This is a genomic window from Mucilaginibacter tolerans, assembly GCF_030519375.1.
Taxonomy (GTDB): domain Bacteria; phylum Bacteroidota; class Bacteroidia; order Sphingobacteriales; family Sphingobacteriaceae; genus Mucilaginibacter.
In genome coordinates this window covers 302,682-318,458 of sequence record NZ_JAUMKB010000001.1, presented here as the reverse complement: position 1 = coordinate 318,458, position 15,777 = coordinate 302,682, and the positions used below count along the sequence as shown (strand labels likewise).

Genomic DNA, 15,777 nt, shown 5'->3' with positions numbered 1-15,777 from the left:
ATAGCTTATTGTATAAAGTTATATTCAAAAAATGGTTTTACACGATCATCATTCGTGCTAAACACCTCATCAAATGATCCGACCCGCTGAAATTGGCCGTCGAGCAGCATCGCTATCCTATCGCCTGTGCTTTTTGCACAGGTTAGGTCGTGTGTAATTATGATCGAGGAGGTATGAAAGTTTTGTTGAACCTCGTTGATCAGATCATTAATTTCAATGCACGTAATCGGGTCGAGGCCTGCTGTCGGTTCATCATACAGCATAATCTCGGGATTTAATATCAAGGTACGGGCAATGCCTATGCGCTTCCGTTGCCCGCCTGATAGTTCAGATGGCATTTGGTTGATCGTATGTAGTAAGCCAACAGCATCCAGTACACGTTCCACCGAGGTATTTATTTCGGTACGCGTAATACCTTTCTGGTTTCGAACAAGTGGGAATTCAAGGTTCTTGCGAACAGTCATACTATCGTACAATGCACTGTTCTGGAACGAAAATCCAATTCTTACCCTAAGTTCCTGCAATTCTTTTTCGGTTATGGTATTCAGATTGCAGCCCAATACATTTACCTCACCTTTATCTGCTTTAAGCAAACCGGATATAATTTTGATCAGTACTGATTTCCCTGTTCCTGATCGTCCTAGCACCACCAGATTTTCTCCCTGGTAAAGGTCAAGATCGATCCCGCGCAATACCTCAAAATCACCAAAGGATTTTTCCAAGCCCCTGATGGTGATTACTTTATTTTGATAGTCGATATTTGCTTTGCCCTTTTCCATATATTAGCGGAACCAGCCTGCTATTTGTACGATCAATATTTCTTCAACAAACACCAAAAACATGGCAGTTACAACAGCTCCGTTAGCCGCCTTACCTACGCCTTCAGTGCCTTTGGTAGAATAGTATCCCTGATAACAACCCACAATTCCGATTGTAAAGCCGAAAACAATAGCTTTAGCTAAAGATGCAACAAAATCAACAAATGTAAGCGGCTCAAAAACCTGCTCCATAAATGTAGTGTAACTTGTGCCTTCATTTACTGAAACATTCAGATACCCCCCCAATAATGCTATAAAACCTGTATAAGTGGCCAATATGGGTATGGTGAGCGTTGTTGCCAATACCCTGGTACAAACCAAAAATTTGAATGGTTTAGTGCCCGATACTTCCATTGCATCGATCTGTTCAGTTACCCGCATGGAACCCAGTTCAGCGCCTATGCTCGATCCAACTTTTCCCGCGGCTATAAGCGCGGTTATCAGCGGTGCCAGTGCACGCATAATAGCAATTGAAACCAAAGACGGCAGCCATGATTGTGCGCCGAAATTTGCCAGAGACGGCCTTGACTGCTTGGTGAAAATCAAACCGGTAATAAAGCCTGTGAATGTGATCAGAGTAAATGAGCGAACGCCGGTTTCGTAGCATTGTCGCATCACCTCCTTAAACTCAAATGGCGGAACAAAAGCCTGCCTGAAAAATCGAAGTATAAAATTGTTGATGTTGTAAAGCGTAACAAAAGCATTCGACAGGCGCGTTTTAAACGACGGGCCCTTTTTTGCAGCTGGCACAGGTGATTTGTTTATGGTGCTCATTAACGGGGCAAAGGTATTATTTATGAAGATATGAACGATGCTGTCGTTGCAAAAACTTACGAATCAAAGTTGAAAAATGATTTTTCATAAACATAAAAGTACCTTCTAATAAACTATGATAACAATATCCTGAAAAACCCTGCTGATTCACAAATGTTTTGTAATAAAAAATATTCGGAAAAGGCACTAGTCTGGGTTGACAATGTCACAAAAATCAAGTAAGTTTATATTGCGTCAATATCGCGCCAGTTTTAAACAGATAACTATATAATACCTGACCTATGATCAATCATGTGATGAGGGAAATCACCCCTTTGACGCCTAATGATTGCTTTACGATTTTTTCGAGGATTAAACAAAAATTTGATTCCCCGCTGCATTACCATGAGGAATACGAGTTAAATCTGATTTTGAATGCAAAAGGAGCGAAACGGGTAATAGGCGGCCATATGGAGGTGATAGATCATATCGAACTTGTGCTGATCGGGCCCAATCTATATCACACCTGGGGTGCTCATCAATGCCAGAGCGACGAATTTACCGAAGTAACTATCCAGTTCCATAAAGACTTATTTGACGAGCTCTTCCTGAACAGAAATCAGCTTAGTTTTATAAAAAGCATGCTGGAGGGGTCGCAATCAGGAATATTGTTTTCGCAAGAAGTGGCTCATTCCCTGCTCGATCGTTTACTTTCATTGGATAAAAAACACGGGTTTGATTCGGTGCTTGAATTGTTAACTATTTTACACAGCCTTTCGATATCACGCAATATGCGAATGCTTTCCGACCCTGTTTTCAACGACGAAAGGTTCAATTATAACAGCCGGCGCTTAGAGAAGGTGTTTGAATACATGAATAATAATTACCATAAGCAGGTATCCCTGGCCGAAGTATCACGAATAGCAAACATGCCCGAAGCTTCTTTTAGCCGGTTTATTAAAAAACATACGGGTAAAACATTTATCGATAGCCTTAATGAGATCCGCCTGGGGCACGCGTCGCGGATGCTCATCGATACCAATAACACCGTCGCCGAAATCGCCTACAAATGCGGGTTCAACAACATCTCCAATTTCAATCGCGTATTTAAGCGCAAAAAACTCTGTATTCCCAGAGAGTTTAGGGAGACCTATACCGGCAATAGGGTTTTTATTTGAGGTTGTAAATCAGTTAACTGGTCGCCGGCTAACGAATCATCGATTCCTTATAACTGTCCTCAAAACATTATATATTTGAGAAAACAATTATAAACCTCTTTACTCATGAAAAAACTATTTACCTTATTTGCTTTGGTATTGGCCAGCGCGCACCTTTTTGCCCAAAAATCAGAAAATCTGGCTCTTACACCGCCCATGGGCTGGAACACCTGGAACATTTTTCAAACTAAAATTGACGAACCCTTACTGAAAAGTATGGTGGATGCTTATGTATCATCGGGTATGCGCGATGCAGGTTATACCTACTTTGTGTTGGATGATGGCTGGATGAGCATGGAGCGTGATGCTAACGGGCAATTGGTGGCAGATCCCCAAAAGTTTCCTAATGGGATGAAAGCGTTTGCTGATTATGTGCATTCAAAAGGGATGAAATTCGGGATATACAACTGTGCGGGAGTTAAAACCTGCGCTGGCTATCCTGGCACCCGTGGCCATGAATATGAGGACGCCAGGTTATATGCATCATGGGGTGTTGATTACCTGAAATTTGACTGGTGTAATGCGGAAGGTCAAAATGCCCGTGAATCATATATGTTAATGAGCAAAGCACTGAAAGCCACTGGCAGACCGATTGTTTTCAGCCTGTGCGAATGGGGGACTAATCGTCCATGGGCGTGGGGAGCAAAAGCAGGTCAGCTTTGGAGGACAACCGGGGACATAGGCCCATATTTTGATAAGAGTCTTACCAAAGGTGGCTGGACACCACAAAGCGTACTGAACATCCTGGACAAACAGGATAGCATCAGGCAATATGCAGGTCCGGGACATTGGAATGACCCTGACATGTTGGAAGTAGGCAACGGAATGAGTGTTGCCGAAGACCGCTCGCACTTCTCAATCTGGTGCATGCTGGCTGCTCCTTTGATGGCCGGGAATAATCTGCACTCGATGTCGGAAGACACCAAAACCATCCTGACTAATAAGGAAGCAATAGCCGTAAACCAGGACGCACTTGGAGTGGAGTGTTTCAAATATTACCAGTTTGATGGCATGGAAATATTGGTTAAGCCGTTAAGCGACGGTAACCTGGCCGTGTTGTTCCTGAACCGTTCAGACCGTTCGCAGACGGTCAATTTTGACTGGGCAGGGCATTTGATACAGGACAAAGTATCCAATACCGACGTCGATTTCAGCAAAAACAATTACAAACTGCGTGATCTGTGGGCACATAAGGATGTAGGCACCACGCAAAAAGCATTCAAGCAAACCATACCATCGCATGATGTGGTGATGCTGAAGCTTACTAAATAACAACCGATCACAATGTCATCCTGTGGGCAGATACAGGGTGACATTGCTTTTTAATAAACATTGAAATATTTCTTCTATCTGGATGCTAGATAGGTTGCAAGGAGTTTATAGCTTGTAGTGGTTAGGATTGCTTTTCACCTTTATAACTAAACCACCCAAAAACAGTATTTTAGCGACGTTTACACTAATCGGGTCGCATGGCAACTTACCAGATCATTTCTATTATCATAGCGTTAGCTGCCTTGTTTGCCTATGTAAACGACCGGTGGATAAAATGGCCGCCCACCATCGGGATTATGGTACTGGCTTTGTTCTCGTCAATTCTCATTGTTATTCTTGGCAATATCTTCCCTTCGTTTTCAGCACGGGCACACAGTATTGTTTCGGGTATTGATTTTGGTCAGGTGCTTTTAAAGATCATGCTGAGCTTTTTGCTCTTTGCAGGGGCCATTCATATTGACGCAGATAAACTGAAAAAGGAGTTTTGGCCCGTGCTAATTTTAGCTACAATCGGGGTGTTTATTTCTACCTTTCTGGTTAGTCTGTTATCGTATTATCTCTTCCGGTTATTTGGCGTGCAAATACCTTATATCGACTGCTTGTTATTTGGTGCACTGCTGTCGCCAACCGATCCAATTGCCGTAATGGCCATATTGAAAAGGGCGGGTATCCCCAAATCGCTGGAGCTGAAAATTACCGGTGAATCTTTGTTTAATGACGGGGTAGGTGTGGTGGTTTTCCTCACGATCTTTGAAGTTGCTACCGGCAAGGGCAGTAATTTTTCGGCTACGAATGCCATCCTGCTTTTTCTTAAAGAAGCCGGCGGTGGCATTCTATTTGGCGCGGCAATGGGGTATGTTGCTTACTTTTTTATCAGGTCTATTGCCAACTACCGTGTGGAAGTGTTGATCACTTTAGCCACTGTAACGCTAGGTTACACCATCGCAGACCGTCTGCATATTTCGGCGCCATTGGCAATAATTGTTACTGGTATCATTATTGGCTCAAAAGTGCGTGGCATCGCTTTTTCACAAACTTCATGGGATTATCTCGGCAAATTCTGGGATCTGATAGATGAGATATTTAATGCCATATTGTTTCTGCTTATCGGTATGCAAATACTCCAGGTAAAAATATATTCAACCATAGTTTTCATAGGATTTGCTATGATCCTGGTTGTTTTGCTGGCGCGATGGGTGTCAGTTTACTTCCCGGTATTGCTAATGAGGGTTAAAATAAAATTTGAAAAAAATGCTGTGGCAATTTTGGTCTGGGGTGGTTTGAGGGGAGGCTTGTCGGTAGCAATGGCTCTTTCCTTACCTCAAAGTATGCATCGCGATGAATTGGTGCTGATTACCTATATCATTGTGATATTTTCTATTGTAGTACAGGGCCTTACAATCGGTAAGGTTGCTGCAAGACTAAAAGTTTTTTAAGGAAGTCAGTTGATTACAGCTTTGCTTTGCTCGAAAGGAGAGCCACGCACATTCCCATACAGGCAATCAACAGGAATGATGCCCTTAACGTTGCTATCCCTGCAATAAATCCGATAAGCGGTGGACCAATCATAAACCCTGAAAAGCCGATAGTAGATACTGCAGTCAGTGCCACGCCCGGAGACATAGTAGCCGTTTTTCCGGCTGAACTGTATATCATTGGAACTACGGATGATACACCGATCCCGACCAGCATAAATGCAAAGATAGACGGCCATAGATATGGGAATATTACAGACACCAGTAAGCCTGCCGCTGTTAGCGTGCCGCTAATCTGTAATGTTCGTTTCAATCCGAATTGCCCGGCAAACCAGTCGGTAACAAACCGGCCCATCGCCATAAAACACATGAATGCGAAATACCCGGCGCCAATCCAGCCATTTTCGGCATGAATTACTTTTTTAAAGTACACCCCGCTCCAGTCAAACATTGTCCCTTCACATATCATCGAACAGAAAGCGATAACGCCCAGTTTAAGCAGCGGCACCATAGTGCGAAGGCGGTCGCGGATGGAGAGTACCATAACTTCCTCTTTACTAACCAGTCCGCTATCATCATTCAGTTGTCGCGAAGTAAAAACAACCCCTATAACAATCAATATCAGGATTACAATGAAGTGATGAAAAGGAACGATCTTATGTCCGATCATAAAAATACCAATGCCCGCACCGGTGAAGCCTGCCAGGCTCCAGATACCATGAAACGAGGCCATGATTGGTTTTTTATATAGCTTTTCGGCAGCAACGGCTTGAGTGTTCACTGCTATGTTGGCTGCATTGCCTACAAAACCAAAACACCATAAACAAGCAATCAGCTCTACTGGGGTTTGCGCGGCACCTAAACCGACAAGAAAACAGGCATATAAGCAAATGGCGATGATGAGCAGTTTGCGGCTGCCAATTTTGGTGATGATCCAACCCGTAAAAGGTAGAGAACACATCAGCCCGGTAGGGATAGCAAGTAATACGCCGCCCAGGCCTGCATCAGATAAATGCAGCGTTTGCTGAATGCTTGGTATACGTGATGCCCAGCTTGCAAAACATAAGCCCGCCATGAAAAACATAGCTCCAACGGCAATGCGCAGTGCCAGCCGTGATGTTGTAACAGGTTGATGCAAAGCTGTATCCATTTCAAGTAAACATTAGTGTAAAATATACACTAAGTGTCTTTATTACAAAGATAGCAACATTTTAAATAAATGCAATTTAAATGCTTGCGCCCTAAATTACAACCGCCAAACCATAAGGCTGTTTAGAAATTTGTTAGAATTTAACTGCAGTCTCCATCCGGGCTGCAGCTTTCGCCTTCTATTACGGTAAGCTTGGGTTTTGAATTTTCCTGTTGCCAGTCTGAGAATGATTTTTCAAGCGTTTCTGCAAAAACAGGAACGGCCTGTGCACCGGAAACTCCGTATTTATTGTTCATTACAAAAAATGGCACACCTTGGATGCCCAGATGCTGTGCTTCTGTAATATCATGCTTTACAGCATCAGCAAAATCATGACTATCCAGCGTTTGCCTTATTTCTTCTGCTCTCAGGCCTACAGAAACACCCAGATCGACAAGTGTTTCTTTATCATCTATGTTTTTGCCTTCAGTAAAGTAGGCCTTGAACAAGGCTTCTTCCATAGCATCGCCCAGGCCATCCTTTTTGGCTAAATGACTAATGCGGTGTGCATTGAAGCTATTGGCAACTACAGCTTTGTCAAAATCGTAGGTAAGGCCAACCTGCGCCCCCATTTCGGTCACATGATCATTCATGCGACGGGCATAATCAAGCGTCCATCCTTTTACATCAGCAAGATATTGATTGATATTCAGGGTGGGGTCGGTCTTCATATTAGGATTAAGCTGAAAACTTTTCCATTCAAGTTCTATTTGAGCTTTATCTGCAAATTGCCCTAAAGCCTCCTCAAAACGGCGTTTACCAATGTAGCAGAACGGGCACATCACATCCGACCATATTTCAACCTTCATTTTTTCTGTAGCTCTCATAATACAAAAATATGTTACAACACTTATATCAAAGTAAGTTGAAAGTAAAAATGTAGATGATAGGCTTTTTTCAACAAATTGGCTTTTCTTAATATAATTAATATATTAGCTAATTCAACCAGTTGCAGACGGCAAAAACCAATTGAGAGGAGTGAAAAAGAGTACACAGCCATTTTTATTCTGGGCAGGTATGTTCCTGCTGTTTTTCCCCGGTTTGCTGCATGCTTACCTTTTAATGCCATTTCCGGGTAGTCAGAACCTGGAGGCCATAAAACTTTGTTACTATCTTGAAAAAATAATACTGCCGTTGCGAATAGCAGGTGGCTTGCTATTGTTTTGGTATTTATTTAAATTTTTTGCAAACAATACAAAAAAGGGTCGCTGGGTAAAAGGAGTAGTTTTGGTGATAGGATTAGCCAGTTTTTACGTGACTGACATTGGCTACAAAGCCTCGGCAATGTTTGAAGAACCTGTGGATATCAAATTTGCCAATGCGATAGATAATAAAGTGCCCGAAACTAATGTTGTGCTCGGCGTGGTAAGCGATGGCGTTGCTAAAGCATACCCGCTGAATTACCTGGGCTATCATCACAAAATACAAGATAATGTGGGCAAGCTGCCAGTTTTGGTTACCTATTGTACCATGTGCCGTTCGGGTAGGGTTTATAGCCCCCTTATTAATGGGGTACGTCAAAATTTCCGTTTGGTGGGTGCGAGGCATTATAACGCAGTTATTGAGGACGAAAGCAGCGGCACCTGGTGGTACCAGGCTACAGGCGAGGCGGCTGCGGGACCGATGAGCGGTTCCAGGCTAAAAGAAATAACTTATGAGCAGTCTACTCTTAGTGCATGGCTCGACAAACATCCGGGTTCACTCATTCTGCAACCGGATAATCATTTTATTGATGCTTATAATGATCTGAGAAATTATGACCGGGTTCAACCGGTGGATAAGGACTCCCTGATGAAAAATAAGGACTCGTTGGTTCGCAAATCATGGTATGTAGGTGTAGTGATAGATAGACAACCTAAAGCCTATAACTGGCGAAAACTGGAGAAGATTCGTATAGTGAATGATAACATCGGAAATACACCTTTGGTGATTATGCTTGAAAACGACAGCCTAACCTTTCATGCATTTAACAGGCATGTTGACGGTAAAGAGCTAAATTTTAAAATAGCCGCTGACGAATGCCTTACCGACAAGGAAACGTTATCTACATGGGATCTGGACGGATTATGTATTGCCGGTGTACAAAAAGGCAAACGACTGGCTAAAGTACAGGCTTACCAGGAATATCGCCATTCATGGATACATTTTCACCCTACATCTTTATTTTGGGAAGGCGAGGGGAAAAGATTTAGTTACATGCCGTGAGTCTAATTGTAGCCTGATGCATCTGTGCGAAAGTGTCATGCAGAGGACACCCGAAGCATGGTGAGTAAAAAGCCTTACCGCATACACTTCGAGTGCCTTAGTTGATACCCTTTTCTTTGGTACTATTAGAAAAACAACGCCACCCGCAATTTTGCAAAAAATGGTGTGCCCGGTGTAAAGCTCATTTGGTCAACAGGGGCTGATTCGCCCCTCAGTTGAGTCGCTTCTTCGGCCTCAAACTCATTCCATTTGGTGTTCAACAAGTTTTCGATAGTCAAACCTATTTCATAGCGTTTTTGGGTATAGTTCAGCTTCAGATCGGTCAGATAATAGCCATCAGCTCTCAGTGTATTGGTGTTGTTACCCGGACGACTATGCATATACCGATAGCTCAGGCCACCATTAATTCCATTATCAAATTTGAAGTCCAAGCCTCCTGTGCTGGTAAAGGTAGGGGCCAGTGCCAGGTAACCGGTGTTTTTTGTACTGTCAGTTAAGCGCGGTCTTGCAAGGTTAACATTCAGATCGGTAAAAAGCCATTTTGCCAGCTGATAACGAGCAGAGAGATCGACACCCATACGCTTCGTCCTACCTCCCGGGACAATGTCACCGTCGTCGGTATAAACAAATTCCTGTTGCAAGTATAGGTACCATAAAGCTGTATTGATGTACAAATGAGGGATGGGTTTCCAATTCAAGCCCAGGTCTGCACCATAAGCCGCCGGAATCGTTTCAATTCCATTATTGCCAATTACGGCAATAGCATTGTTGGAGTGAAATCCTTTGCCTGCCTTCAGGTAGAGCTGAACATTATCATTGGCAGTATACTCAATGTTGATTTTAGGGCTTATCACCACCTGCGTTTTGGTCGTATCGTGATAGTGAAATTTAAAGTAATCCAGTCTTGAACCTGCATTGAACAACCATTTGCCGCTTTGCAAGGTTTCATCCAGGAAAATACCTGTATTATTTTGGCGTATATCGCCCAGGGTAACATAGTCCAGAAACTGGTATTGATGAGTTACGTGGCTGTACTCAGTGCCGTAAGTGCGGTCAAAACGGGTGTTCAGCCTAAGGGTGGACGTAAGAGACGAGTTGCCCCAATTAGTCTGTTTGCCAAATTTACCATTGTATCCAAGCATATCCCGCTCTTCTCCCTGTTGGCGAACGTCGCCATTAATGTTATCATCGGCAAAGAAAGTAGAGTTAACATGCAGGGCGAATTTGTAATGCGTATAGTACAGTTGATTTTCCACTACCCAGTTGTTCTTCAGATCGGTGGATAATTTCGCAATAGCATTTACGCGGCTCGATTTACCATTCTGGACGCTATCAATAGTGCCAAAACGATTGATAGGATTAGGAGAGATAGGCACAGTGTAGGGATTTCCATTGTCATCAATTGCTGTAGTTCCGGAAGCTATGGCACGTTCTGGTATTTCGCCTGATGGTATCCAGCTTGTGCTGAATGTGGATGCACTAAGAGCTAGTTTATTATTTGACCCCAATTGTTTGGTGTATTTACCAAAAAAGCTGGTTCGTTTATAATGTTCAGGCAATTTAAAAGGGCCATCGGTGTAATTATATTCTCCGGCTATGTAGGCATTCTCTCCGTTTTGTTTGGCTTTTTCGCCTAACAGATCGATCAACCCGGCAAAACGGAATGTATGAAACTGGCCGCCTTCGATGCTGATCAGGCTTTTATCCAATCCATCTTTAGTAGTATAAGCCAGGTACCCGGCGGTAGTAAAGTCACCATAGCAAGTGTAATACGGTCCCTTGCCAAAGTCATACGTCGAAACAGTTTCAGGTATCAAGAAGTGCACGTCGGCATAACCCTGCCCGTGGATATGCGATACCATATTAACAGGCATGCCGTCGACGGAAACATTCAGGTCGGTCCCATGATCCGCATCAAAACCGCGGATAAAAATTTGTTCGGCCTTACCGCCGCCCATATGCTGGGCAATGAACAGCCCTGGCACCAGCCGCATCAGGTCCTGCGACGAGTTTACAGGTCGCAGACTAAGGTCAAGTGTGCTTAATGTATGGAAAGATGCACCGCTCAGTTGTGGGGTGATTACCACTTCTTTCAGATCAATTTTACCGCGTGTGATAGGTATAATCAGATGTTCCTCAGTCATCCCGCAAGTCAGGGTTTTGCTTTTACAACCGATGCAGGTTACAGTAAGCACGCCGCTGTCTTTACGCAGTACGATCCTGAAATTGCCGTTTTTATTAGTACTGATGGATTTTCCTTCAATAGTAATAGTTGCATATTCAACAGGCTGGCGCGTGACACTATCGATCACATGACCAGTAAGCAGGTGTTGTGCTTTTGCTATTTGCCCCACAAAAACGAGGACAATTGTTAAAAGCCATATTTTTTTAAAAATATTCATATAATATGTTGTGATTCAAAACCTTTCATTGGTTTTGAACAGTTAGCAGATGAAATTAATTATGGGATAAAGCACACACAGATTATCTTAACTAGGTGCTATTAAACCAGGACTTCCAATTCAGTTATGCGTACTATCATGCTGAGGCACTCAAAGCATGAGGGCGAAGGCCTTTACGTACACACTTCGAGTACCTCAGCGTAACACCCAATTTTATGCATGGGAAGAATAAAGAAAGGATTATCCCAACTGGGGTGGACGAAAGATAGCACCGTGGCCTTGCGGCAGTTCGATGCGGTTATTCGGGGTCATGATCTCCCGGATCAGGCGAGTATAGAAGCTCACCTGCGTGTCGTTTTCGCAATAAGCTTCCTGTATCAGGTTCTTTTGCGTCTGGCGTTCAGTGCTGTTTTGTTTTTCTTCAGCTTGTTTTATCTTTTTCATCAGGTAGCATTTACCGTTGCAATGCAGCCAGGGCCTGTTACGGTTTTCGCAAAGTTTACTGACGATATAGCTCCGGTTCATTTCGAAACCTGCGTAGATAAAAAAGCGCGAAAAACTGCTGCTGATAATAGCGAGGATGAGTAAAACGGCAGTTATTTTTTGCTTCATAGCTCGTGGCGCAAAAATAAGTGCATTTATTTATTTTACAACCTTTACGTTTATCAAATGCTCGCCCGGTGCCTTGCCGTCTAAATGAAGTTGCTTTTTGTGTATCCTTTCGTATTTTTAAGCCTTCTCAAATTATAAACCCATCCTGTCAAAATCAATCTATGTTTAAATATTTTATTCTTGTTATCTTTTTATGGTCGGGCTCTGTGTCTGCGCAAACCTCACAATTGTCAATGTTTGCTGCTTCGCCAACACACCCAGGTGTGTATGCTCCCGATAATCATACTTCATTGGGTGATATAAAGTGGGCATTTAAAACAGGCGGCAAAGTTTTTTCATCGCCTGCTGTTTACAATAAAGCAGTTTACATCGGGAGCGGGGACAGCAGCCTGTATGCAATAGATAAAACAACCGGTAAGCTTTTATGGAAATTTATTACGGGAGGACCGGTGCATTCCTCACCCGCAGTTTATAAAAACGTAGTCTATTTTGGTAGTTATGATGGATTTTATTATGCGCTTAATGCAAAAACGGGAAAGCTGAAATGGAAATTTAAAACGGGCGGAGAAAAGAAAGTGGGTGCAAAGGGATTGTGGACGATGAAACCCGATGATATGTATATGGATGATCCGTTTGATTTTTTCCTGTCATCGCCTGTTATAGGTACGGACAACCACGATCCGATCATTTATTTTGGCAGCAGTGATGGGAATTTATACGCACTGCATGCACGAACCGGGGAAAAGAAGTGGGCCTTTAAAACCAATGGATTAATTCATTCCAGTCCCGCACTTTATAATAGTAACGTTTATTTCGGCAGTTGGGACACTTTCCTCTATGCAGTTGATGCCCAAACGGGTGATCTTAAATGGAAATTCGAAACAGATAAACAACTGCTTTACCATCTGCTGGAAGGCATACAGGCATCGCCCGCATGCTCCCGGGGCATGGTATATATTGGCTCGCGCGATGGCCATTTTTACGCGTTGGATGCTTACAGCGGAAAATTGGTGTGGAAATATGCTGCCGATAATTCGTGGGTGCTGACAACCGCAGCCATAAAGGATAGCATGGTATATTTTGGCACATCGGATACTTACCTTTTTCTTGGTTTTGATGCCAAAACCGGGAAAGAAAAAATTCGCTATAAAACCAACGGATACGTGTATTCGTCTCCAGCATTGACAAGCAATACGGCATATTTTGGAGATTTTACAGGCAATTTATGTGCTGTAGATATTAATTCAGGCAGATTAACAGGCAGGTTTGAAACCTCAGGCAGACTAACAAATGCAAAAAGCATACTGGACAGCGCAGGAAATATAAATTTTAGTCTGGCTGCGAAGGGGAAGGACCTTGCATATTATGATGCAACTGTATACGGAATGGACCGGCTTTATACGCTCGGTTCCATTGTTTCGTCTCCAGCCATCAGTAATGGGGTAATTTATTTTGGAAGTGCGGACAATTATGTCTACGCCATCAGCTTAAAATAACCTGTTTTACTTATTTGCTCTTTTAAGCGTTGAGTGAAACTTATAGTCCTGATAAGTGATATTCATTGATATAGAGTCGCCGTTGGCAAAATATTTACCCACATGGGGGATCACAATGCCTTCCGGATTGGTAATCTTAAAAGTAATATCATCGCCGCTCATTTTGCCGCTATCTAATTTTATCTCGATACCCTGTGCGAAAGCTGTACCGGTCAATTTATCGCCATCAACTTTAAATGTATAATTGAGGGCAATGTCGCTGCCGTCCGGACCCACTATTGAACCAGTCCATTGACCACCAATATCAGCAATAATTGCCGCAAAACCGATGACAGTGCAGTATAGCAATGTCAAAGTGATAAGCATTTTTCTTTTCATAACTTAGAGTTTAGAGATTAGCATTTAGAGTTAGAAATTACGATTTACTTATCCGTCACTCTTTTCAGCGTACTGTGAAACTTGGTCCCATTCACTTCGATGTCCATCGCTATGGAATCACCCTGTGCATAATATTTTCCGGTGTGAGGATAAACCTCACCTTCGTTGCTTGTTACTTTAAATGTGATCACATCTCCTGCTACTTTGCCGTCGCTAATTGGGACAGGCTCGCCATTGCCCTGGCCTGTTCCGGTCAGCTTGTCTCCATCTATTTTAAAAACGTAGTTCAGTTGAAGATCGTTCCCATCAGGGGTTCGTACCATGCCTGTCCATTTGCCCGATAGGTCGGCTATGGTTGCTGCCAGGCAAATTATAAAGCAGCATGCTAATGACAGGGTGATCAATGCTTTTGTTTTCATGTTAATAGGTTTTAAACTATGATGCAGTTTTCTGATAAAACGTTACAGATAAAACAAGAAAGTCTCCTTTCGGGGAGACTTCTTATTGTCAGGAGTTGATATTTCGAATTATTGATCAGCAGCTCTCTTTAAAGTGCTGTGCATTTTGTAGCCTTGGTAATCGATGTTCAGGCTAATAGAATCCCCTTCAGTAAAATATTTACCGGTGTTAAGCACTTTCACACCACCTACATCAATCGCAAACGACAGGCTGTCGCCTTTTACTTTGCCTTCTGTGATATCCATGGTCCCCTGTGTCGACTGGCCTTTGCCTGTCAAGTTGGTATTGTCAGACGTAAGGGAGTAATCAAGCGGATATTCATTGCCGTCAGGAGCCAGTAAAGTACCTTTCCAGTGACCGGTGATCCCTGCAAAGTAAGCAAATGCAACTACGCAGCAGCATAGCAACACTGCAGTGATAAAGAGCTTTCTTTTCATGTTTTGAATGGTTAAGTTTTGGTAGGCTAATAATTGGTAATTAGATTAGAGAACGATAACTAAGTTACAAATAATCAATACTTTTTTGATGGAACAAACGGCAGCAAAACAAAAACCCCACCTTACGGCGGGGCCTTTTACTATGAACTATTTTAGGTTGAAATTCTTATTTATCTGCAGGGGCGCGTTTTAAAGTAGTATGTATTTTTTGGCCGCCGAAGTCGATATCCAAACCACATGAATCGGCATAAACTTTTCCGCTGTGCGGATAATCATTTCCATCAACAGTTACTTTAAAGGAGAAAGTGTCCCCGGTTACTTTTCCATCATCAACAGTAACCTGGCCTGCGGGGGACTCGGCTGTGCCGGTCAGTTTATCGCCGTCAACTTTGAAGTTATAACTTACTTGCAGATCATTTCCATCGGGTGTTTTGATCACGCCGGTCCATTTGCCGCCCAAATCAGCAAAAACAAAGGCAGCAAAAACAATAAAGCAGCAGGCTAATGCAATAGGACTAAATAATTTTCTTTTCATAATGTCAGATTTGTACAGGTAATAAATGTAAGATTTTAATTACAAAATGAAAATAAACAGGATGTTAAGTTTTAATATTTCACTAAAAAAAGCAATAAAAAACGGACGCTCTAAAAGAACCGTCCGTTTTTCATAATAACTATAATATTGTCGCTTAAGCAGTCAGTGGTTGAAAGCTTTTGCGTTTGATACCGGCTTTGATTATAAGAGTAGAAAGATCAATATTCCCTGTTTCTTTCAATTCGTCAGGGGAAATATCGTATTTTTTTGTCCAATATTCATCGTTGTGATTCTCCTGAACTAATTTTTCTTCCTTATTCTCTTTCTCGGTGTGAATGTGATTTCTCATGATCGTTGATTTTTACTGGAAACAACTTTGACTATCTGCTACAAAGGTATTCGTCGTAAGTTAACTGATTGTTGGCGTAATGTTAAATTAATGTTAATGATGGTTTTTTGCCACGTATTAATTGGTTTTGCTTAAGAAATGATAAGTAAAAGGCTAAAATTATGTTATGATTTTATCACC

Annotated in this window: 16 protein-coding genes; 5 read left to right on the top strand and 11 right to left on the bottom strand. The window is 42.5% G+C overall.

Translation table 11 applies throughout. The annotated features are described in order from the left end of the window. Positions 1–5: 5 nt before the first annotated feature. Positions 6–779 (bottom strand): ABC transporter ATP-binding protein, encoded by a 774-nt coding sequence (locus Q3A68_RS01610; RefSeq protein WP_302899252.1) that lies wholly within the window; start codon positions 777–779, stop codon positions 6–8. 3 nt (positions 780–782) lie between these two features. After that, positions 783–1,592, bottom strand: coding sequence for an MlaE family ABC transporter permease (locus Q3A68_RS01605; RefSeq protein WP_302899251.1), 810 nt, complete (start codon positions 1,590–1,592; stop codon positions 783–785). Between the two features lie 281 nt (positions 1,593–1,873). On the opposite strand from Q3A68_RS01605, the gene Q3A68_RS01600 reads away from it, so the two are divergent. The 3 genes from Q3A68_RS01600 to Q3A68_RS01590 all read left to right on the top strand — a co-directional run bounded on the left by Q3A68_RS01600 (position 1,874) and on the right by Q3A68_RS01590 (position 5,496). Beyond that, on the top strand, positions 1,874–2,749 hold the full coding sequence (locus tag Q3A68_RS01600) for an AraC family transcriptional regulator (RefSeq protein ID WP_302899250.1): 876 nt from the start codon (positions 1,874–1,876) through the stop codon (positions 2,747–2,749). A gap of 105 nt (positions 2,750–2,854) precedes the next feature. Then, positions 2,855–4,060 (top strand): glycoside hydrolase family 27 protein, encoded by a 1,206-nt coding sequence (locus Q3A68_RS01595; protein ID WP_302899249.1) that lies wholly within the window; start codon positions 2,855–2,857, stop codon positions 4,058–4,060. Between the two features lie 197 nt (positions 4,061–4,257). Then, entirely contained in the window at positions 4,258–5,496 is a 1,239-nt protein-coding gene (locus Q3A68_RS01590; RefSeq protein ID WP_302899248.1) for a cation:proton antiporter, read from the top strand. Positions 5,497–5,509: 13 nt separating this feature from the next. Here the strand turns inward: Q3A68_RS01590 and Q3A68_RS01585 are convergent, their stop codons facing one another. Next, positions 5,510–6,685: an MFS transporter gene (locus Q3A68_RS01585; protein WP_302899247.1), complete on the bottom strand. Its 1,176-nt coding sequence runs from the start codon at positions 6,683–6,685 to the stop codon at positions 5,510–5,512. Between the two features lie 140 nt (positions 6,686–6,825). Next, positions 6,826–7,551 carry a DsbA family oxidoreductase gene (locus Q3A68_RS01580; protein WP_302899246.1) on the bottom strand — a complete coding sequence of 242 codons (726 nt, stop codon included), beginning with the start codon at positions 7,549–7,551 and terminating at the stop codon, positions 6,826–6,828. A gap of 151 nt (positions 7,552–7,702) precedes the next feature. On the opposite strand from Q3A68_RS01580, the gene Q3A68_RS01575 reads away from it, so the two are divergent. Continuing rightward, positions 7,703–8,929: a DUF3179 domain-containing (seleno)protein gene (locus Q3A68_RS01575; RefSeq protein WP_302899245.1), complete on the top strand. Its 1,227-nt coding sequence runs from the start codon at positions 7,703–7,705 to the stop codon at positions 8,927–8,929. A gap of 125 nt (positions 8,930–9,054) precedes the next feature. Here the strand turns inward: Q3A68_RS01575 and Q3A68_RS01570 are convergent, their stop codons facing one another. Further along, a complete protein-coding gene (locus Q3A68_RS01570) occupies positions 9,055–11,331 on the bottom strand; it encodes a TonB-dependent receptor (RefSeq protein WP_302899244.1) in 2,277 nt (758 codons plus the stop codon). A 240-nt stretch (positions 11,332–11,571) separates the two neighbouring features. Next, positions 11,572–11,943: a hypothetical protein gene (locus tag Q3A68_RS01565; protein WP_302899242.1), complete on the bottom strand. Its 372-nt coding sequence runs from the start codon at positions 11,941–11,943 to the stop codon at positions 11,572–11,574. Positions 11,944–12,104: 161 nt separating this feature from the next. Between Q3A68_RS01565 and Q3A68_RS01560 the strand changes: the two genes are divergently transcribed. Then, positions 12,105–13,439, top strand: a complete 1,335-nt coding sequence (locus tag Q3A68_RS01560; RefSeq protein WP_302899241.1) for a PQQ-binding-like beta-propeller repeat protein — start codon at positions 12,105–12,107, stop codon at positions 13,437–13,439. A 6-nt stretch (positions 13,440–13,445) separates the two neighbouring features. On the opposite strand, the gene Q3A68_RS01555 is transcribed toward Q3A68_RS01560, so the two are convergent. The 5 genes from Q3A68_RS01555 to Q3A68_RS01535 all read right to left on the bottom strand — a co-directional run bounded on the left by Q3A68_RS01555 (position 13,446) and on the right by Q3A68_RS01535 (position 15,597). Then, complete coding sequence (locus tag Q3A68_RS01555; protein WP_302899240.1) at positions 13,446–13,817, bottom strand: hypothetical protein; 372 nt, start codon at positions 13,815–13,817, stop codon at positions 13,446–13,448. A gap of 44 nt (positions 13,818–13,861) precedes the next feature. Further along, a complete protein-coding gene (locus tag Q3A68_RS01550) occupies positions 13,862–14,236 on the bottom strand; it encodes a hypothetical protein (protein ID WP_302899239.1) in 375 nt (124 codons plus the stop codon). A 108-nt stretch (positions 14,237–14,344) separates the two neighbouring features. Continuing rightward, positions 14,345–14,713, bottom strand: a complete 369-nt coding sequence (locus tag Q3A68_RS01545; protein ID WP_302899238.1) for a hypothetical protein — start codon at positions 14,711–14,713, stop codon at positions 14,345–14,347. A 166-nt stretch (positions 14,714–14,879) separates the two neighbouring features. After that, on the bottom strand, positions 14,880–15,248 hold the full coding sequence (locus Q3A68_RS01540; RefSeq protein WP_302899237.1) for a hypothetical protein: 369 nt from the start codon (positions 15,246–15,248) through the stop codon (positions 14,880–14,882). A 154-nt stretch (positions 15,249–15,402) separates the two neighbouring features. Continuing rightward, entirely contained in the window at positions 15,403–15,597 is a 195-nt protein-coding gene (locus Q3A68_RS01535; protein ID WP_302899236.1) for a hypothetical protein, read from the bottom strand. Positions 15,598–15,777 lie beyond the last annotated feature (180 nt).